This is a genomic window from Pelosinus sp. sgz500959 (assembly GCF_042610375.1).
Taxonomy (GTDB): domain Bacteria; phylum Bacillota; class Negativicutes; order DSM-13327; family DSM-13327; genus CTSoil-075.
This window is the reverse complement of record NZ_JBGJZL010000011.1, coordinates 19518-40023: the sequence shown is the minus strand read 5'-3', so window position 1 is coordinate 40023 and position 20506 is coordinate 19518. Positions and strand designations below refer to the sequence as shown.

Here is a 20506-nt window from a genome sequence, read left to right as displayed (position 1 = left end):
TTATTTTAAAGTTCCGCAGGTACAAGAGGAGTGCTCCATTTACCTGTATAGGGATTGTAGAAACAAGACTGAGGATGTGCAAACCAATTTTTTTCAGAGTCGTTACTCTGAGCAAGAGGGCGACAGTCTGGGCATGCATAGCGATATTCGCAGTCCTTACATTGATTAATAAGATCTTTGGTGGTTTGCCAACACTGAGTAAGAGACTGCCCGCTAAGTATTTCATCGAGGGAGTTTTTTAAAATGTTTCCACAAAGTTGGCTTCTTGCAAAAATACATGGAATGACATCTCCTGTTGCTGTAACAGCAACTTTACCAGCCAGGCATCCATGGTGATGATGTGCATCAAAAAAAGAGTATTCATCACTGTAAAATGGCGGCTTTATAGGAGGCTTCTTGTAATGTAGGGGTTGTAAATGCTGGTCATCACCTCTGCCAGTAGGGCGAACAACGTCAGGGTAGGCATCCTTCATGCCCCATTTTTCATAGAGTTTCATAATGTTTTCCACTTCATGTTCATTATCTTTCATAATAATAGAAGCAACTCGAAGAGGAATGTTGGCATCTATAAGTTTATTGATGGTTGTCATGGTCTTATTGAAGCTATTTGGTTGTAATGTGATTTTGTCATGGATTTGTGCATTATCGGCATAAAGAGTTGTTGCAATGCTTACGTTGTATTTTTTAAAGAAGTCGATACAATCATCATCAACTAAAGTTCCATTTGTAAAAATTTCAATATAGTCATAATTAAGGTTATGGGCTTTTATTACTAGTTCTCGCCAGGCTGGATAAAGTAGAGGTTCCCCGCCAATAAATTGGATTGAGGTGGCACCAGCTTGTTTGGCCTCATCAATTAATGATAGCCAGCGGTCATGAGGTACTTGCTCAGGAGGTGGGCATGATGGGCTGCACTCAGCATAACAGTGTAGGCATTTGCTGTTGCAAGTGGAGGTAAGTTCAAACCAAATAAAATCAAGTTTTATTGGTGAATATGGCAAAGGTAATTCTGGACTTGGTTTAGTATCGCAAAAATGTCCTAGTTCTTTAGTACATAGTTTATTTAGAAAATCCATAAGATAATCATTGTCAGGGGAATCTAGATTCCATAAATCTTCAATTGCAGTATCCTGACAGGCATCAAGTAGTTGAGCAGCATCCATATTAATTGAATGAACTTTTCCAGTTTTAAAATCATAAATTGCGGCTCGAGCAGCACCTTTCACCAATTTACAGTCATCTTGAAGCTGATAATACAACGATCTAGCCTCCTTTATGGTGATTTATTACATAATATGCAGAAGTGTTAGCTTGGTGTGACTTTTAATAATAAAAGTCTGGGTATTACGTTGACAAATAAAATGACAACAGCTATACTTATTTATGTTGTTAAAAATGAACCAAGCATGCGGAAATAGCTCAGCGGTAGAGCATAGCCTTGCCAAGGCGAAGGCCCTAAGTTCGAATCTCCTTTTCCGCTCCATGAAGTAGATTGAACTCGGCAGTTATTGCTGGGTTTTTTGTATATATCTTGTTTTTGTGGAATAGTTATGGTATCATATGGGCTATGGTATTATAAAGCTTGGGTATTTAATGCCTAAATTGAGGGGATAATTAGAAACAACATAAAAATATGTTGAAACTGATAAAAATATTTGTTGGCAGTATAGAATATTTTGCTAACTCATTACATAGGAGGATATAGTATAAATGAAAGCAACAATGGAAAAAATAGACAATAATAAAGTGGTATTTGAAATTGAAGTGCCACAAGCTGAAGTAGCAAAAGCAGTAGAGAAGGCATATCGTAAACTAGCTAATAAAGTAAATATTCCTGGTTTCCGTAAAGGTAAAACACCACGTAATATTTTAGAAAGACATATTGGTAAAGAGGCATTATTGGATGAAGCCTTTGAACTTTTGGCTAGTCCTGCTTATGCAACAGCTCTTGAAGAGAACAATATTGAGCCAGTAAGCCATCCTGAAATTGATGTAGTTACATTGGCTGAAGATAAAGATTTAGTCTTTAAAGTGACTGTAGTTGCTAAGCCGGAATTAACTTTAGGACAATACAAAGGACTAAAAGTTGCTGAAACTGTTGCAGAAGTAACTGAAGAGCAAATTGATGCTCAAATTGAAACGATGCGCAATAGTCATGCAAAAATGGTAGTTGCTGAAGGCGTTGCTATTGCTGAAGGTGATTTTGCTATTATCGATTTTGAAGGATTTGTCGATGATGTTGCGTTCCCTGGTGGTGCAGGTAAAGCTCATCCATTACAAATTGGTTCCAACTCCTTCATTCCTGGTTTTGAAACACAATTGATTGGTGTGAAAGCTGGCGAAACTGTTGATGTGAATGTAACATTCCCAACTGAATATCATGCTCCTGATTTAGCAGGCAAAGAAGCTGTATTTAAAGTTACTGTTAATGATGTAAAACGCCAAGAATTACCGGTTCTTGATGATGAGTTTGTTAAAGATGTAAGCGATTTCGATACTGTAGAGGAATTAAAGGCTGACATTAAGAATAAATTGGAAGTGGCTGCTGCTGAAAAAGCTACACATGAGTTCCGTAATGAAGCGATAAAACAAGCAGTTGAAAATTCAACTGTTGAGATTCCAGAAATTATGGTTGAAGACCGTATTACAAAAATGATTGAAGATTTGAGTGCCAATCTTGAAAGTCGTGGCATGAAACTTGAAGATTATATCAAATATATGAATACTGACATGAATGCAGTTCGTACGAACTATCGTGAATCTGCATTAGTGGCTGTTAAAACTGATATGTTGATGGAAGCAATTGTGCGGGCGGAAGCTCTTGAAGTAACGGTTGAAGAAATTGACGCAGAGATTGGTGTTATTGCTAAAGGGTATGGCGCTGAACTCGCCGATGTAAAATCAATTATTACAGGTCAAGGTAAAATGTCTTTCGTGGTTGATTCTATATTGCGTAAAAAAGCAGCTCAGCTTATTATTGACAGCGTAGAAAAAGAGTAATAAACCAATAGAGGTGTTATAACATGAACTTTGTACCAATAGTTGTGGAGCAATCTAGTCGTGGGGAACGGTCCTATGATATCTTTTCCAGGCTCCTAAAAGATCGTATTATATTTATTGGCGGTCCTATTGACGACAATGTGGCAAATGTGGTAATTGCTCAACTCTTATTTTTGGAATCAGAAGATCCAGATAAAGACATTCATATGTATATTAACAGCCCTGGTGGTGTAGTGACAGCTGCTTTAGCGATTTATGATACTATGAATTACATTAAACCAGATGTTTCCACTATTTGCATGGGCTCAGCGTCTAGTGCAGCGGCATTTTTATTAAGTGCAGGTGCAAAAGGTAAACGCTATGCACTTCCTTTTGCGCGCATCATGATTCATCAGCCTCTGGGAGGAACTCAAGGGCAAGCTACAGATATTGAAATTCATGCTCGAGAAATACTAAGATTGAGAGAATTACTGAACGGGATTCTTGTCAGTAATACGGGTCAAACTCGGGAAAAAATCGAACATGATACTGAACGGGATTTCTTTATGTCTGCTGAGCAAGCAAAAGAGTATGGTCTCATTGATTCTGTGGTTGTCCGTGGCACGCAGTTTAAGGAAAGTCCCAAATAGAGAGGTGATAGTATGTTAAAATTTGGGGATGACAAAGGTCAGCTCAAATGCTCTTTTTGTGGTAAGCTACAGGAACAAGTCAAAAAACTTGTAGCTGGTCCTGGTGTATACATTTGTGATGAGTGTATTGAACTTTGCAATGAGATCATTGAAGAGGAATTAAGCGAAGACATCAATGTTGAACTTCGTGATGTTCCAAAACCTAAAGAAATAAAAGATATCCTTGATCAATATGTGATTGGTCAAGATGCTGCCAAAAAGACAATGGCGGTAGCAGTATATAACCATTATAAACGGGTTAACTTTACTAGCAAAAATGATGATGTTGAATTACAAAAATCTAATATCGTCATGCTTGGACCTACTGGTAGTGGTAAAACTTTACTTGCTCAGACACTGGCAAAACTGTTAAATGTACCTTTTGCGATTGCTGATGCGACCTCATTAACTGAAGCAGGCTATGTAGGTGAAGATGTAGAAAATATTCTCCTCAAACTTATCCAAGCTGCTGATTATGATGTAGAAAAAGCTGAAAAAGGCATTGTCTATATTGATGAGATTGACAAAATTGCCCGTAAGTCTGAAAATCCATCTATTACCCGTGATGTATCAGGAGAAGGTGTGCAGCAAGCACTACTTAAAATTCTTGAAGGAACGGTAGCAAGTGTTCCACCTCAGGGCGGACGTAAGCATCCTCATCAAGAATTTATCCAAATTGATACAACTAATATTTTATTTATTTGTGGTGGTGCTTTTGACGGTATTGATAAGCTCATTAGTGCACGTACAGGTAAGAAAAATATGGGTTTTGGTGCAGAAGTGCCGAGTAAGGAAAGAAAACAAATCGGTGAATTGTTAAAACAAATTTTACCGGAAGATTTGTTGAAGTTTGGTCTTATTCCTGAGTTCGTTGGTCGTTTACCAGTTGTTGTGACATTAGATGCTTTGGATGAAGAAGCTTTAGTGCGTATCTTGCTTGAGCCTAAAAATGCTCTTATCAAGCAATACCAAAAGTTTTTGGAAATTGATAATGTGCAGTTAGAATTTAAAGAAGATGCATTAGATGCAATTGCGAAAGAAGCGTTGAAACGTAAAACTGGTGCAAGGGGACTGCGGGCTATCATTGAGGGCATTATGTGCAATGTGATGTATGAGGTTCCGTCTCGTACTGATGTAGCTAAATGTACAGTGACGAAGGAAGCAGTTTTGAATAAAGAAGAGCCGATTTTAGTTACTGTTGATCGTAAAAACAAGAAAAAAGAAGAATCAGCATAAAAAGAAAACGTAGAAAAGGCTTAAGTCTTTTCTACGTTTTTAATTTCCTTTTTCTCAAAGGAAGTATTTTCTGGCAGGATAAAATTAAACTGTCTGACAATACTAAGTTCATTAGAACATCGTTTTGGGAGGAGGATTTGTAAAAATGGATTATGCGGTGAGTATTGTTAGTGTTGTCCAATTCTTTTTTGTCATTGTGATTGGAATGTATTTCTGGAATTTATTGCGCTCTCAACAGGGAAACCGTGGAGCTGTCGAACGTGAGTCCAAAAAAGAAATCGATAAGTTACAAAAAATGCGTGAAATATCATTAACACAGCCACTATCAGAAAAAACACGGCCGACTACATTTGCTGAGATCGTTGGTCAAGAAGATGGTTTAAAAGCTCTGCGAGCTGCCTTATGTGGTCCTAATCCACAACATGTCTTAGTATATGGACCACCAGGGGTTGGCAAAACAGCCGCTGCTAGACTTATTCTAGAGGAGGCTAAACGTAATCCTTTATCCCCTTTCAGATCCAATTCTAAATTTATTGAACTCGATGCTACGACTTCACGTTTTGATGAACGTGGTATTGCTGATCCTTTAATTGGCACAGTACATGATCCGATTTATCAAGGTGCTGGTCCTCTTGGTGTTGCAGGGATTCCTCAACCTAAAGCTGGGGCTGTCACTAAAGCCCATGGTGGAGTTTTGTTTATTGATGAAATTGGCGAATTACATAGTACACAAATGAATAAATTATTGAAGGTCTTAGAAGACCGTAAAGTATTTTTAGAAAGCTCATATTATAATAGCGAAGATGAAAATATTCCTACTCATATTCATGACATTTTTCAAAATGGTCTACCAGCTGATTTTCGTTTAATTGGAGCAACGACTCGGATGCCGCAAGATATTCCTCCTGCCATTAGGTCGCGTTGTGTGGAAATTTTTTTTCGCCCACTCTTATCTGATGAGGTCAGTCGGATTGCCTATAATGCTGCGAAAAAGGTTAATTTTTCCATTGCAGATCGAGCTGTTGATGTGATTAAACATTATTCTTCAAATGGTCGAGATGTTGTAAATATTATACAGATCGCTGCAGGTGTTGCGATTAATGATCATCGTCAGGCAATATCTTGTGCAGATGTAGAATGGGTTATTAATTTTGGCCAATATACTCCTCGTCCTGATAAAAAAATACCTAACAAACCTCAAGTGGGAATTGCCAATGGTTTAGCAGTACATGGTGCCAATATTGGGGCTATTACAGAAGTTGAAGTGACGGCTATCGATGGTACTGGAAAATTGACGATTACGGGTGTTGTCGACGAAGAAGAATTTGTCGTACCAGGTCGTACAATTCGCAGAAAAAGTATGGCAAAAAGTTCTCTGGAAAATGTATTAACTGTACTTTCAAACTGTTTTTCAGTTCCGCTGCATAAATATGATATTCATGTTAATTTTCCAGGAGGTGCTCCCATCGATGGTCCGTCGGCGGGTGTTACGATGGCAGTGGCGACTTACTCAGCAATTCATGATATTCCTATCGATAATACTGTCGCGATGACTGGTGAAATCTCCATTCATGGATGGGTTAAACCTGTTGGAGGTGTAAGTGCTAAAATATACGCAGCAGAGCAGGCTGGCTCGCGCCGAGTGCTGATTCCTAAAGAAAATTGGCAAGACTTATATAGTAATCTTGCTGTTGAGGTCATTGGAATTGAAACTGTTGCTGAAGCCTTACAATATTCTTTGCTACGAGTAGAGAATTCTATTTATATGGATGTTGCCACGCCGCCAGTTGATATTTTAGCTGCTGCTGGTGTGAAAAGCACATAATAAGTAGCCCTCTCGTGCGAGGGCTACTTATTATGTACGAAATGACAAATTTTTAAAATCAACTGACTCAATTATAGAATTAATGTGAAAAATCTGTACTTTTTTTATGATTTATAAAAAAAAGTATAGTACTGAGTGTTTTTATTTACAAATTAAGAGGATTTTTGTGGTCGAAATAAGAATATTTATAAATAGTAAACCTGAAAAAAATACCAAGGTGATCAAGATAAAGAGGAGGTTACTTTCATGATAAATAAGACAAGAACAATACCATTACTGCCCCTTAGAGGCATTTTAGTTTTTCCATATATGATTATTCATCTTGATGTAGGTCGAGAAAAGTCGATTAGCGCGTTAGAAGAAGCGATGGTAAACGATCGTTTAATTATGCTTGCTGCGCAAAAAGATGCGCAAAATGATGCACCAACTCCAGAAGAAATTTTTAATGTTGGTACAGTGGCTGAAATCAAACAATTATTAAAGTTGCCTGGCGGTACGATTCGAGTTCTTGTAGAAGGTTTACATCGTGCTGAAATTGTTGAATATAGTGATTTAGAATCATACTATCAAGTTGAAATAAATGAGTTTTCAGAAGTGGAAGAACGAACGACCGAAGTTGAGGCACTCACACGTAATGCCATTAATCAATTTGAACAATGGGTAAAATTTAGTAAAAAGATACCACCAGAAACATTGATTTCAGTAATTGCCGTAGAAGAAGCAGGTCGATTGGCCGATTTGATTGCGAGTCATTTGTCGCTCAAAATTGAGGATAAACAAGCCCTTCTTGATAAAATAAATGTTGAAGAACGTTTAGAAACATTATGTGAAATTTTAGGTCGCGAGATGGAAATTCTCGAACTAGAAAAGAAAATTAATGTTCGTGTACGTAAGCAAATGGAAAAAACTCAAAAAGAGTATTATTTGCGTGAGCAACTTAAAGCCATTCAAAAAGAACTTGGTGAAAAAGATGATCGTACTGCTGAAGTCGATGAATATCGAGAAAAACTTAAGGATCAAGATTTTCCTAAAGAAGTCATGGAGAGAATCAATAAAGAAATTGATCGTTTAGGTAAAATGCCACCTATGGTAGCTGAAAGTGCCGTAATTCGCACCTACTTAGATTGCTTATTAGCTTTACCTTGGAGCACAGAAACAACAGATATGTTAGATATTAATATGGCAGAAAAAACATTGGATGAAGATCACTATGGCTTAGAAAAAGTCAAAGAACGTATTTTAGAGTATTTATCAATTCGTAAGTTGACTGAAAGTATGAAAGGGCCTATTTTGTGTTTAGTTGGGCCACCTGGTGTAGGTAAAACTTCCTTAGCACGTTCTATAGCCAAAGCAATGGATCGCAAATTTGTTAGGGTTTCATTGGGGGGCGTAAGAGACGAGGCTGAAATTCGTGGTCATCGCCGTACTTATGTTGGAGCACTTCCAGGACGAATTATTCAAGGGATGCGTACTGCAGGTTCGAAGAATCCAGTCTTTTTATTAGATGAAATTGATAAAATGAGTGCTGATTTTAGAGGTGATCCATCTGCAGCTCTATTAGAAGTGCTTGATCCTGAACAAAATAATACTTTTAGTGATCATTATGTAGAGGTCCCCTTTGACCTTTCTCGGGTTTTATGGGTCATAACGGCCAATGTAATGCATAGTATTCCGCGGCCGCTGTTAGATCGGATTGAGATCATTCATATTCCTGGGTATACAGAAGAAGAGAAAGTACAGATTGCCAAACGTTATTTGATTACGAAACAAATCCGTGATCATGGCTTGAATGAAAAACAGATTGGTTTTGCTGATGGGATCTTGCAAAAAATAATTAGTGAGTATACTCGTGAATCAGGTGTGCGCAGTCTGGAACGTACAATAGCCACATTATGCCGCAAAGTAACACGGCAAATTGTACAGAACAAACGGGCTCATGTAAAAGTAACGGCTCAAAATCTACATACTTTCTTAGGTGCAGCAAAATATCGTCATAAACAAGCCGAGATACAGCCACAAGTCGGTGTGAGTACTGGTTTAGCATGGACTGAAGTTGGTGGGGATGTACTGCCAATCGAAGTTTCTGTGATGAAAGGTAAGGGAAAACTCATATTGACTGGCCAATTGGGTGAGGTTATGCGTGAATCTGCACAAGCTGGTTTTAGCTATATTCGCACTCGAGTTGAGGATTTAAATATTGATAGCGAATTCCAAGAAAAGACGGATATCCATATCCATCTTCCTGAAGGTGCAATTCCTAAAGATGGTCCATCAGCAGGTATTTCCATGTCGACAGCTGTTGTATCAGCTTTAACTGGCAGACCAGTTCGCAGTGATGTGGCAATGACTGGAGAAATTACTTTGCGTGGACGAGTACTACCTGTTGGTGGTATTAAAGAAAAAGTATTAGCGGCTCATCGTGTCGGTATTAAAACAATTATTATGCCGAAAGAAAATAAACGCGATATTGATGAAATACCAGCTAATGTAAGAAGAAATCTTGAATTTGTTTTTGTCGGACATATGGATGAAGTACTTGCGACTGCATTGGTGAAAGTGGATGAATGAAGAAAAAATGACAATAAATGAAGAAAAAATTATGATCAATATTACAAGCGGACAGTATGTAGCTTCTGCAGTTCGTATTGATCAGTACCCAGAGGGGCAGCTGCACGAGGTGGCTTTTATGGGGCGGTCAAATGTAGGAAAATCTTCATTGATTAACTCATTATGCCGTCGTAATGGGCTTGCTCGGACCAGTGGTAGCCCTGGTAAAACGCAGACACTAAATTTTTATCGCTTAATGGCAAAAATGAGTGAAGAAGATCGAAGAGAGTTTTTTTTAGTGGACTTACCTGGATATGGTTATGCGCGTACTGGAAAATCTAATCGAATTCAGTGGGCCAAATTTATTGAGGAGTATTTACTAAAATCTCCACGTCTTCAGCTTGCTTGTCAATTAATTGACATTCGGCATGCTCCTATGGAGAGTGATATTAGCACCTATCAATGGTTGATTGAAAATGATATTCCTGTACAAGTCATCGCGACAAAAGCCGATAAATTGACAAGGATGAATATTAATAAAAATGTTGCTGCCATTCGCAAAGGGCTTGGTATGAAAAGTAATAATATTATTGCCTATTCATCTGAAAAAGGTTTAGGTCGAAGTGAGTTACTTGACGTAATAGGAGAAATTCTGTTAAAATAAAATATAAATCCCAAGGAGAACAGCGGGGGCTGTTCTCCTTTTTACTAAATTGCAGAAAATCTAGTGCAGGGTGTTATCTATTACTAAACGCCGTTGAACTCAAAATTAATGGCATCCTGTCTATTCTATATGTGAATAAATAAACTAATGAAGGAGTTGTATATGCTTACTGCATTTGACAAAAGACTGTTAAACCTTATACAGATTGAATTACCCCTTGAGAGTCGTCCCTTTGCTGTTCTTGCTGAACGTTTAGATTCAGAGGAGGCTATTGTAATTGAACGGCTTAACTATTTAAAGGAACAGGGATTTATTCGGCGTATTGGTCCATTTTTTGATTCTACTAAATTAGGTTATATCGGGACTTTAGTGGCATTAGAAGTTGAGCCCAATTTCATACCACAAGTTGCTGCCTTTATTAATTCAGATTATGGCGTTACTCATAATTATGAGCGGGATGGAAGTTTAAATTTATGGTTTACTCTTTTTAGCCATACTCTGGAAGAGCAAAAAGAAACATTGGATAAAATTGAAAAAATACCTGGTGTAGTACGGATGATCAATTTACCTGCTACCCAAAAATTTAAGGTGAGTGTACAATTTACTTTATCATGAGATCAAATGAATGAGGTGACACATGTTAGATGAGTTAGACAAAAAAATTATTAGCATTATGCAAGATGACTTTCCCTTAGTCGCAAAACCCTATCTGGAAATTGCTAATAAGTTAGGTATAAGTGAAGAAGAACTCTTGAGCCGACTAAACAAATACACTCAATCAGGTAAAATTCGCAAAATGGGAGCTGTACTTAAGCACCGTGAAGTGGGTTATACTGCAAATGCCCTATGTGCATGGAATGTACCGGAAGAGCGAATTCAAGAAATTGGTAGAATGTTTTCGAAAGTTTCTGCAGTTACCCATTGTTATGCTCGTGTGACTCAGCCTGATTGGCCATACAATTTTTATACGATGCTTCATGCAAACTCTCGGGAACAATGTAATACGATTGCTAAAGAATTGGCTAGTCAAGCTGAATTAGAAGAATATATTATGTTATTTAGTACCAAAGAATGGAAAAAAAATAGCATGCAGTATTTTCGAAAAATAAAAAACTAAATATTTGGAAAATATAGTTGTACATTTATGATGAGCTGTACAACTATATTTTTTTTCAATGTTTTTTTAATATAAAAAAAATAGCGAAAAAAGAGGGAATTTGTAATTGTATGTCGAATAAGAATAATCAGAGTTTAATAATAAGTGAAAATTAAGGCAAACTTATTATTATCTAACAATAATAATGTTGTTAGCGGATTGATTTTGTTTTATTGGATAAAATAATAAATATTGAATCCTAAATAAAATAGTATAAATCTGACTTTGCTGGTAATGCTATATGAAAGAGTGAGGTGATAATTTTCAGTTAATTCAATAACAGTTATTTGTGAAAATTCAAACATTGTTGCTGGAAAAAATAAAAGGGGTGTTTACTTACATGACATGGACTCAAATTTATGATCCAATGAATAACCTTGCTCTTTCATCGTTCTTTGCTTCAATCCCGATTATTGTAATTTTTTATCTTTTAGCTATCCGTCGAACTCCAGGACAAATTGCTGGTGCCATTGCTGTAACTTCGGCAGTATTGGTTGCAATTTTTATTTACAATATGCCAGTTGAGATTGCTCTCAAAGCTACGGGTATGGGTGCCATGTATGGAATATTTCCTATATTTTGGATTGTTGTCACTGCAATTTTTATATATAATTTGACAGTGGAGACAGGTCAATTTGAAATTGTTAAAGATTCAATTGCCTCAATTACTGATGATCGCCGTTTACAAGCACTTTTAATTGCTTTTGGATTTGGTGCATTTTTGGAAGGCGCGGCAGGTTTTGGTACTCCTGTTGCTATCTCTGCAGGTATGCTTGTAGGCCTTGGTTTTAATCCTCTTTATGCAGCGGGATTATGCTTGATTGCGAATACAGCACCAGTAGCATTTGGTGGTATTGGTATTCCAATTATTGTTGCGGGACAGGTTACTGGTATTGATACAATGAAGATTAGTGCTATGGTTGGTAGACAATTACCATTCTTATCCTTCGTTATTCCTATTTGGTTAATTATGTTAATGTCAGGTTGGAAAGCTACGAAAGAAGTTCTACCTGCCTGTTTAGTAACTGGTGGTGCTTTTGCTTTACTGCAATGGTATTCTTCTAACTATATCGGACCAGAACTTCCAGATATTTTATCTTCATTAGCAGCGATTATTTCCTTGACTTTATTTCTTAAAGTATGGAGACCAAAAAATGTTTGGCGTTTCCCTAATGAACCAGCGCCAACAATTTCTATTGATAAATCCAATCTTACTTTTGGCAGAGTTTTTAAAGCATGGTCGCCGTTTATCATTTTAACAGTTATGGTTATTTTGTGGGGATTAAAACCTGTAGCAACCATGTTGGATGCTGTTACTCTTAAATTCTTAATTCCAGGCTTAGATAAAGTGGTTATGCAAATAGCACCAATTGCTAAAATTCCAACTGCGATGGCTGCACTTTACAAAGTCAATTGGTTAAGTGCTGCTGGTACATCCTTGTTCATTGCTAGTATTTTGACCTCAATTGTACTTGGTGTTAGCCCTAGCCGGTTTATTGCTATTTTTGCAAAAACCTTTAAACAATTAACAAAACCTCTTATTACGATTCCTTGTGTACTTGGTTTAGCATATATTATGAATTATTCAGGTATGAGCTCAACATTAGGTTTAATGTTAGCAGGAACAGGTCACTACTTCCCATTCTTCTCAGCTTTCTTGGGTTGGACAGGAGTTTTCTTGACAGGTTCTGATACATCAGCAAATGCGTTGTTCGGAAATTTACAAGCCGTTACTGCAGATCAAGTTGGTGTTAATCCGATTATTACAGTAGCAGCAAACTCATCAGGTGGTGTTACTGGTAAAATGATTTCACCACAAAGTATTGCAGTAGCAACTGCAGCAACTGGTCTTGTAGGTAAAGAAGGGGATTTATTTAACTTCGCAGTTAAACATTCCTTGATCTTAGCTGTTATTGTTGGAATTATGACATATGTACAGGCTTATTACTTAACTTGGATGATTCCTTAAAGACTAGTTTCACAGTGCGTGATATTGAATACTGGGTGGAGAGAAGTCTCCGCCCAGTATTTTTTGTAGAATCATCGATGGAAGTAATTTACTGATTTGAATAATGTTAATAACTTAAGGATATGCATTAATTTATCATGAATGGTGAATAGTAATTAAGACAAAAAAGAGAGATTATATTGATTTTAACCATACCTTTCTGTCTATTAATTAAAAAAAAATAGACGTAAAGATGAATAATGGTGTATTATAGAAAGAGAATTTACATGTAGGTGATTAAAATAGTGAATAAAGAATCAATGTTTGAAACAGTGAAAAGTGATTTAAGACTATTGGAAGCTGAATTGCTTTCTGTAATACACTCGCCAGAAGAATTAATCACGGATATGAGTCAACATTTAGTTGAAGCAGGTGGCAAGCGTTTAAGACCTGCCTTATATTTTATGTGTGCTCAAAATAGAGTGTGTGGTACTGACAAATTAATGCCAATGGCAGTAGCAATTGAATTAATACACATGGCGACACTTGTGCATGATGATGTCATTGATAATTCTGCTATTCGCCGGGGACGACCGACTGCCAATTCATGCTGGGGTAATCATTCTTCAGTACTAATTGGCGATTATTTATTTGCTAAAGCATTTTCTCTAGTTGCAAATAAAGTAAGTAATCAAATGCTTAAAGTGTTAACAGATGTGATTTGTTCTATGTGTGAAGGGGAAATTAATCAAAACCGAAGTACTTTTAATGCTGACCAAGTAGAAAATGACTATCTGGGACGGATTGCACAAAAAACCGCTGATTTCCTTGCTGCAAGTTGTGAACTTGGTGCATTGGCTGCTGATCTTCCTAGTGCTGAAGTACAGGCTTTTCGTGAATATGGTTATTCATTAGGTATGGCTTTTCAAATTACGGATGATATTTTAGATATTACTTCTTCTTCAGAAGAACTAGGGAAACCCGTAGGTAATGATTTAAGACAAGGTATCGTAACTTTGCCTGTAATATATGCACTACAGCATAGTGTCCATAAAGATGAACTTCGTGATATTGTACAAACTTGTAATATGTCAGAAGAAAAAATTAAACGTGGCCTAGAGATTATACACGAAACAGATGCAATTGAATATTCATATAATCGGGTTGCTGATTATTTGGAAAAAGCACGTAGTGTTATTCCTGATTCAGTGTTACTTGAACATAAAGAATCCTTCATTGCAGTTGCTGATTTCGTTGGTTTACGTAAATACTAACATGGTTGAAGATTTTAGTACCAATAAGAAAAGACTTGGCAAAAGCCAAGCCTTTTCTTATTGGCCTTTTTTATGTATAATATAGATATAATTTTATGTGAGAGGGGTTTTCTACAGATGTTTAATTTTAGTATGCCTGAATTGGCATTAGTGCTAGTCATTGCCCTTGTCGTTTTTGGTCCTGGGAAATTGCCTGAAGTCGGCAAAGCATTAGGAAAAGGAATCCAAGAATTTAAAAAAGCTACAAATGGTGAGGCGGCAAAAGATGAATCGATAAAAGTCGAACCGGTAAAAGCTGAGAGCAAGCCTGAAGAAAAAAAGTGAGGAAAACTGGATGTCTGAAATAATAAATCATGATAATGATGAGGAACCCTTAGAGAATGACGTAAAAGACGATAAAATGTCATTGATTGATCATTTGCAAGAATTACGTAAACGATTAATTACCGCTATTATTGCTGTGGTTATCGGTAGTACTATTTGTTATTTTTATGCTTCTGATCTAGTGCATTTTATTACAGCACCTGCTGGTAAATTATATTATATGAGCCCGGGAGAAGCTTTTTTTACGTATTTAAGGGTATCGTTCTTCTCAGGTTTCTTACTAGCCTTACCAGTGGTATTATATCAGGTTTGGGCTTTTATAGTACCAGCTTTAAGTAAAAAGGAACGTTTAGCTTCCTTCATTCTAGTTCCAGCATCTGTATTATTATTTTTGATAGGATTGGCTTTTTCATATGTATGGGTTTTACCAGCTGGTATCAAGTTCTTTATGGGATTTGCTACAGAAGACCTTCAGCCCATGCTATCGTTAGGACAATATCTATCTTTTGTTATTTCATTTTTATTGCCATTTGGTTTTATCTTTGAACTTCCACTCTTAATTGTTGTATTAGCTAAATTTGGAATCATTGGTTCGGAGTTTTTAACTGCAAAACGCAAACATATATTGGTTCTCTCTTTTGTCGTTGGTGCTATTATTTCCCCTACACCTGACGTTTTTTCCCAGACAATGGTTGCTGTGCCGATCATCGTAATGTATGAAATAAGTCGATTAATAGTAAAATATGTTTTAAGAAAATAATATAAATAATGGCAATCAATGAAAGGAAGTTATATAAGTGGCATTTAATGATTTACGTGAATTTATTCGGGCCTTAGAAGAACGAGGCTGGTTGAAACGGATCAAAGAAGAGGTAGATTGCGAGTTAGAAATTACAGAAATTACTGATCGAGTATCCAAACTTTCCGGAGATAAAAATGTAGCTTTACTCTTTGAAAATGTAAAAGGCTATCAAATGCCGGTTTTGATGAATGCCTTCGGCAGTATGGAACGTATGGCATTAGCTTTTGGTGTAGATAAAATTGATGATATTGCGACTGAATTAAAAGGTATTTTTTCACTGCCCTATATTTCGATGCAAAATAAGTTGGATTTACTTAAAATTATTCCTATGGCTAAACGGGCCATTAACTTTCCAAAGTATGTGAAAAATGCTCCTTGTAAGGAAGTCATTATTAAAGATCAACCTTCCTTAGATAAATTTCCTGTTTTACAGTGTTGGCCTGGTGACGCAGGTAAGTTTATTACATTACCTTTAGTCTTTACCAAAAACCCATTGAATGGAAAACGTAACGTAGGCATGTATCGCCTACAGGTATATGATGGACAAACAACTGGCATGCATTGGCATATTCATAAAAATGGGGCTGAGAATTATCGTGCTCATCAGACTTTGGGAAAAGATCGCATTGAAGTGGCGGTGGCGATTGGGACGGATCCAGTAGTTACTTATGCTGCAACTGCTCCTCTACCTAAAGATATTGATGAAATGGTATTTGCCGGGTTCTTGCGTAAAAAATCTGTAGAACTTGTGAAATGTGAAACGATTGATGTCGAAGTTCCAGCTCATGCGGAAATTATCCTTGAAGGTTATGTGATGATGGATGAGCTCAGAAGAGAAGGGCCTTTTGGTGATCATACTGGATACTATTCCTTGGCTGATGATTATCCAGTGTTTCATATTACTTGTATCACTCATCGTAAGGATCCTATTTATTCATCAACGATTGTTGGTAAGCCACCTATGGAAGATTGCTTCTTAGCAAAGGCGACAGAACGTATTTTTCTACCTGTATTACAAATGAGTTTACCAGAAATTTTGGATATCAATTTACCACTAGAAGGTGTTTTTCACAACTGTGCTGTGGTATCGATTAAAAAGACTTATCCTCAACAAGCTAAAAAAGTCATGCATGCCATATGGGGTATGGGTCAAATGATGTTTACGAAAATGATTATTGTTGTGGATGAACATGTGAATGTTCAAGATATGAATGAAGTTTGGTGGCGAGTGTATAATAATATTGATGCTCGTCGCGATATTGTCATGGTTGATGGGCCGCTTGATGTACTTGACCACTCATCTCCTATGCCAAATTGGGGAACAAAGGTTGGGATTGATGCTACGAAAGCGTGGCCAACAGAAGGTTATACTCGTGAGTGGCCAGATGAAATTGAAATGTCAGCAGATATAAAAGAAATGGTTGACAAGAAATGGAAGGGTCTAGGTCTTGAATAAACTAAAAGCACATATGAATAATATCGTTTTATCTCATGCAATTTTTGCTTTACCTTTTGCGTATATTGGGGCAATATTAGCTTCTAATGGTATGCCAAAGATTTCTGATCTTGTATGGATTACGGTGGCAATGATGGGGGCACGCAGCGCGGCTATGGCACTCAATAACTTTATTGATTTGAAATATGATCGTCTGCAGCCTCGCTTTGCCAACCGTCCCATGGTGACTGGAGCAGTGAAACCTTGGGAGGCAATTGCATTAACATTGGCTAGTTTAACGCTGTTTTTTTGGTCTACGACTTATTTGCATCCCATATGCGTTAAGTTGGCACCTTTAGCTGTCATTCCCTTTGCTGTATACCCTTATATGAAAAGATTTTCCTGGACTTGTCATTTTGTCTTAGGGTTGGCTTTATCCATTGCTCCGATTGGAGCATGGGTAGCCATTCGAGGCGAGCTCACCTTGCCGATTGTCTTACTTGGTTTGGTTGTTGCCATATGGATTGCTGGTTTTGATATTATTTACGGATGCCAGGATGTAGCCTTTGATAAGAAAAATGGTCTACATTCTGTGCCCGTGCGGTTTGGAGTGAAAGGCGCACTTACTATCGTAAAAGTCATGCATATGATGAGTATTATTGGTTTTTTTATTGTGGGTCAATTTATGCATATGCAGTGGATATATTATGGTGGTGTGATGCTCGCAGCAGCAGTTCTTGTGTATCAACATTCCATTGTTACTCCAACTGATTTTACGAAAGTTAACCAAAGGTATTTTATGCGCAATGGTTTGGTTAGTATTGCCTTGTTGGTTTTTACCATCATCAGTATGATGTTCGATTAGATAAATAGTCCCCTTGCAAGAGGGGTGGCACTCAGTGCCGGGGTGTATTTACATATGTCAGCAAGAATTTTAGAGGGCAAAATATTTGCCGCACAAATCAAAGAAAGTATTAAATCTGAAGTAGAAAACCTAATGGAGATACATGGTATTACGCCAGGTTTAGCAGTCATTATTGTTGGTGAAAACCCTGCTTCAAAAGTGTATGTTGCTAATAAACACAAAGCATGCGAAGAAATTGGTATTTATTCTGAAGTCGTACAAATGCCAGAAATGGTAACTCAAGAAGAGTTGTTAACACAAATTAAACTTCTTAATGAAAATCCTGCTATTGATGGTATCTTATTGCAATTACCGTTGCCAGAACATTTAAAACATGATGAAGCTAAATTTTTAAAGGCAATTGATCCTGATAAAGATGTAGATGGCTTTCATCCTGTTAATGTAGGAAAATTAGCAATTGGGCAAGAACATCTTTTACCCTGTACACCATATGGCTGTATAAAGATGCTAGAACTTGCGCAGATTGACATTGCAGGTAAACATGCTGTAATTGTTGGCCGCAGCAATATTGTTGGTAAACCTATGGCTAATTTATTATTAGCACGAAATAGCACAGTCACTATATGCCACTCTCGTACTGTTGATTTGCCAAGTATAACACGCCAAGCAGATATCTTAGTCGTGGCGATTGGCAAACCTAATTTTGTAACAAAAGAAATGGTAAAGCCAGGTGCTGTTGTAATTGATGTTGGTATTAATCGCTTGGCTGATAAGAAATTAGTTGGTGATGTTGACTTTGAACAAGTCAAAGAAGTAGCAGGGGCGATTACGCCAGTACCTGGTGGAGTCGGCCTCTTAACAATTGCTATGTTACTCAGCAACACTGTCAAAGCAGTAAAGTTAAGACATAACATACAGTAATAAAACAGCCAAAGGAATATTGAAACGTTTTGTTGTTTCAACAATTCACTTTGGCTTTAGTCATGAGGAAGGGGATTTATAGGGATGAAAAGTGATGTTGAAATAGCCCAAGGGGCGATCATGAAACACATTCACCAAGTAGCTGAAGAATTAGAAATTACCCAAGATGATTTGGAGCTTTATGGTAAATATAAAGGAAAGTTATCTCTAGAAAAATGGGAAAGTATTAAAGGACGCCCAGATGGAAAATTAGTTCTCGTTACGGCGATCAACCCTACACCTGCAGGTGAAGGGAAGACGACCACGACTGTCGGCCTTGGTGATGCGTTACGCAAACTGGGCAATAAAGTGGCAATTGCTCTTAGAGAACCTTCACTTGGTCCTTGTTTTGGTTTAAAAGGTGGTGCCGCGGGTGGTGGTTATGCACAAGTCGTGCCAATGGAAGATATTAATTTGCATTTTACAGGTGATTTTCATGCCATTACTACAGCACACAATTTATTAGCAGCAGTCCTTGATAATCACATCCATCAAGGTAATGAACTGGGAATCGATCCGCGCCGCATTACTTGGAGGCGGGTCGTTGATCTAAATGATCGAGCATTACGATCCATTATTGGTGGTCTTGGTGGAAAAATCAATGGGGTGCCGCGAGAAAGTGGCTTTGACATTACTGTAGCCTCAGAAATGATGGCTATTTTATGTTTAGCTCGCGATTTAGATGATATGAAAGCCCGTATTGGACGAATTATTATTGGTTATACCTATGACAATAAAATTGTCACAGCTGACCAATTAAAAGTGACTGGGGCATTAACCTTACTGTTTAAAGATGCAATTAAGCCTAATCTGGTACAAACACTAGAAAATACGCCAGCCCTTGTCCATGGTGGACCATTTGCAAATATTGCCCATGGTTGCAATAGTGTAATGGCGACAAAATTTGCCTTAAAGCTTGCTGACATTTGCGTGACTGAAGCAGGTTTCGGTGCTGATCTTGGTGCGGAAAAGTTTCTTGATATTAAGTGCCGCTTTGCTGGTATCAAGCCTGATGCTGTTGTCATTGTTGCGACAGTGCGCGCACTAAAAATGCATGGTGGTGTACCGAAGGCTGAATTAATAGGTGAAAATATGGCTGCTTTAGAGCGAGGCTTAGCTAACTTAACCAAACATATTGAGAATATGCAAAAATTCGGTTTGCCAGCAGTTGTGGCGATTAATGCCTTTCCAATGGATACTGCAAAAGAACTTGAGTTTGTACGGGAAAAATGTATGGAACTTGGTGCTGAAGTAGCTTTATCTGAGGTGTGGGCAAAAGGCGGGCAAGGTGGTATTGAACTTGCTGAAAAAGTGTTAGCTGCTTGTGCTCAACCTAGCAAATTTACCTATATCTATGATGAGAAACAATCTATTAAAGATAAAATTTTGGCTATTGCTACAGACATTTATGGTGCAGAGGGTGTAAACTATACTTCTCAAGCTGAAAAAGCGATTGCAGAACTTACAGCTCAGGGGTTTGATAAAACACCGATTTGTATGGCAAAAACTCAGTATTCACTAAGTGATGATATGACTAAACTTGGTCGTCCTACAGGGTTTACGATTACAGTACGTGAAGTGCGGGTTGCTGCAGGTGCTGGATTCCTGGTGGCTTTGACTGGTGATATCATGACGATGCCAGGTTTGCCAAAACGTCCAGCTGCAGAACAAATGGATATTGATAATACTGGAAAAATTAGCGGATTATTTTAAAAATAGAACTCGTATTATTAAAATCATGATAGTTTAATGGAAGGGCAGACATGCTCAAGGCTGTTTGCCTATTCCTATTTAGAGGAGGC

At 37.5% G+C, this 20506-nt stretch carries 17 protein-coding genes and 1 tRNA gene; 17 read left to right on the top strand and 1 reads right to left on the bottom strand.

The window, feature by feature from the left end; genetic code table 11:
- Window positions 1–5: 5 nt before the first annotated feature.
- Window positions 6–1259 carry a radical SAM/SPASM domain-containing protein gene (locus tag ACAN52_RS16585; protein WP_378956049.1) on the bottom strand — a complete coding sequence of 418 codons (1254 nt, stop codon included), beginning with the start codon at window positions 1257–1259 and terminating at the stop codon, window positions 6–8.
- Between the two features lie 149 nt (window positions 1260–1408).
- Here ACAN52_RS16585 and ACAN52_RS16580 point away from each other — a divergent pair.
- From ACAN52_RS16580 to ACAN52_RS16500, 17 genes are all read left to right on the top strand, one after another.
- Window positions 1409–1483: transfer RNA gene (locus ACAN52_RS16580), tRNA-Gly, on the top strand.
- Between the two features lie 227 nt (window positions 1484–1710).
- The gene (gene tig / locus ACAN52_RS16575; RefSeq protein WP_378956048.1) at window positions 1711–3000 is read left to right on the top strand and encodes a trigger factor; all 1290 of its coding nucleotides are present in this window, start codon (window positions 1711–1713) and stop codon (window positions 2998–3000) included.
- A gap of 23 nt (window positions 3001–3023) precedes the next feature.
- Complete coding sequence (clpP, locus tag ACAN52_RS16570) at window positions 3024–3629, top strand: ATP-dependent Clp endopeptidase proteolytic subunit ClpP (protein WP_378956047.1); 606 nt, start codon at window positions 3024–3026, stop codon at window positions 3627–3629.
- 12 nt (window positions 3630–3641) lie between these two features.
- A complete protein-coding gene (clpX, locus tag ACAN52_RS16565) occupies window positions 3642–4904 on the top strand; it encodes an ATP-dependent Clp protease ATP-binding subunit ClpX (protein ID WP_378956046.1) in 1263 nt (420 codons plus the stop codon).
- Window positions 4905–5049: 145 nt separating this feature from the next.
- The gene (gene lonB / locus ACAN52_RS16560) at window positions 5050–6729 is read left to right on the top strand and encodes an ATP-dependent protease LonB (protein ID WP_378956045.1); all 1680 of its coding nucleotides are present in this window, start codon (window positions 5050–5052) and stop codon (window positions 6727–6729) included.
- A gap of 246 nt (window positions 6730–6975) precedes the next feature.
- Entirely contained in the window at window positions 6976–9297 is a 2322-nt protein-coding gene (gene lon / locus ACAN52_RS16555; RefSeq protein ID WP_378956044.1) for an endopeptidase La, read from the top strand.
- Window positions 9290–9940: a ribosome biogenesis GTP-binding protein YihA/YsxC gene (gene yihA, locus ACAN52_RS16550; RefSeq protein ID WP_378956043.1), complete on the top strand. Its 651-nt coding sequence runs from the start codon at window positions 9290–9292 to the stop codon at window positions 9938–9940. The genes lon and yihA overlap by 8 nt, the downstream gene beginning before the upstream one ends.
- Before the next feature lie 162 nt (window positions 9941–10102).
- Entirely contained in the window at window positions 10103–10555 is a 453-nt protein-coding gene (locus ACAN52_RS16545; RefSeq protein WP_378956041.1) for an Lrp/AsnC family transcriptional regulator, read from the top strand.
- A gap of 22 nt (window positions 10556–10577) precedes the next feature.
- Complete coding sequence (locus ACAN52_RS16540; protein WP_378956040.1) at window positions 10578–11057, top strand: AsnC family transcriptional regulator; 480 nt, start codon at window positions 10578–10580, stop codon at window positions 11055–11057.
- Window positions 11058–11436: 379 nt separating this feature from the next.
- Window positions 11437–13065, top strand: a complete 1629-nt coding sequence (locus tag ACAN52_RS16535; protein WP_378956039.1) for an L-lactate permease — start codon at window positions 11437–11439, stop codon at window positions 13063–13065.
- Window positions 13066–13364: 299 nt separating this feature from the next.
- Window positions 13365–14318: a polyprenyl synthetase family protein gene (locus ACAN52_RS16530; protein ID WP_378956151.1), complete on the top strand. Its 954-nt coding sequence runs from the start codon at window positions 13365–13367 to the stop codon at window positions 14316–14318.
- A 117-nt stretch (window positions 14319–14435) separates the two neighbouring features.
- Window positions 14436–14642: a twin-arginine translocase TatA/TatE family subunit gene (locus ACAN52_RS16525; RefSeq protein ID WP_378956038.1), complete on the top strand. Its 207-nt coding sequence runs from the start codon at window positions 14436–14438 to the stop codon at window positions 14640–14642.
- A 10-nt stretch (window positions 14643–14652) separates the two neighbouring features.
- Window positions 14653–15402 (top strand): twin-arginine translocase subunit TatC, encoded by a 750-nt coding sequence (gene tatC / locus ACAN52_RS16520; RefSeq protein ID WP_378956037.1) that lies wholly within the window; start codon window positions 14653–14655, stop codon window positions 15400–15402.
- A 37-nt stretch (window positions 15403–15439) separates the two neighbouring features.
- Window positions 15440–16900 (top strand): menaquinone biosynthesis decarboxylase, encoded by a 1461-nt coding sequence (locus ACAN52_RS16515; protein ID WP_378956036.1) that lies wholly within the window; start codon window positions 15440–15442, stop codon window positions 16898–16900.
- Window positions 16893–17744, top strand: a complete 852-nt coding sequence (locus ACAN52_RS16510) for a UbiA-like polyprenyltransferase (protein ID WP_378956035.1) — start codon at window positions 16893–16895, stop codon at window positions 17742–17744. The genes ACAN52_RS16515 and ACAN52_RS16510 overlap by 8 nt, the downstream gene beginning before the upstream one ends.
- 54 nt (window positions 17745–17798) lie before the next feature.
- Window positions 17799–18665 carry a bifunctional methylenetetrahydrofolate dehydrogenase/methenyltetrahydrofolate cyclohydrolase FolD gene (folD, locus tag ACAN52_RS16505; RefSeq protein WP_378956034.1) on the top strand — a complete coding sequence of 289 codons (867 nt, stop codon included), beginning with the start codon at window positions 17799–17801 and terminating at the stop codon, window positions 18663–18665.
- Window positions 18666–18749: 84 nt separating this feature from the next.
- Window positions 18750–20417, top strand: coding sequence for a formate--tetrahydrofolate ligase (locus ACAN52_RS16500; RefSeq protein ID WP_378956033.1), 1668 nt, complete (start codon window positions 18750–18752; stop codon window positions 20415–20417).
- The last annotated feature ends 89 nt before the right edge of the window (window positions 20418–20506 follow it).

Coding starts and splice junctions, on each gene's coding strand:
- yihA (WP_378956043.1), top strand. CDS start 9,290: ATGAATGAAGAAAAAATGACAATAAATGAAGAAAAAATTATGATCAAT.
- ACAN52_RS16540 (WP_378956040.1), top strand. CDS start 10,578: ATGTTAGATGAGTTAGACAAAAAAATTATTAGCATTATGCAAGATGAC.
- tatC (WP_378956037.1), top strand. CDS start 14,653: ATGTCTGAAATAATAAATCATGATAATGATGAGGAACCCTTAGAGAAT.
- tig (WP_378956048.1), top strand. CDS start 1,711: ATGAAAGCAACAATGGAAAAAATAGACAATAATAAAGTGGTATTTGAA.
- lon (WP_378956044.1), top strand. CDS start 6,976: ATGATAAATAAGACAAGAACAATACCATTACTGCCCCTTAGAGGCATT.
- ACAN52_RS16545 (WP_378956041.1), top strand. CDS start 10,103: ATGCTTACTGCATTTGACAAAAGACTGTTAAACCTTATACAGATTGAA.
- ACAN52_RS16525 (WP_378956038.1), top strand. CDS start 14,436: ATGTTTAATTTTAGTATGCCTGAATTGGCATTAGTGCTAGTCATTGCC.
- lonB (WP_378956045.1), top strand. CDS start 5,050: ATGGATTATGCGGTGAGTATTGTTAGTGTTGTCCAATTCTTTTTTGTC.
- folD (WP_378956034.1), top strand. CDS start 17,799: ATGTCAGCAAGAATTTTAGAGGGCAAAATATTTGCCGCACAAATCAAA.
- clpX (WP_378956046.1), top strand. CDS start 3,642: ATGTTAAAATTTGGGGATGACAAAGGTCAGCTCAAATGCTCTTTTTGT.
- clpP (WP_378956047.1), top strand. CDS start 3,024: ATGAACTTTGTACCAATAGTTGTGGAGCAATCTAGTCGTGGGGAACGG.
- ACAN52_RS16535 (WP_378956039.1), top strand. CDS start 11,437: ATGACATGGACTCAAATTTATGATCCAATGAATAACCTTGCTCTTTCA.
- ACAN52_RS16500 (WP_378956033.1), top strand. CDS start 18,750: ATGAAAAGTGATGTTGAAATAGCCCAAGGGGCGATCATGAAACACATT.
- ACAN52_RS16530 (WP_378956151.1), top strand. CDS start 13,365: ATGTTTGAAACAGTGAAAAGTGATTTAAGACTATTGGAAGCTGAATTG.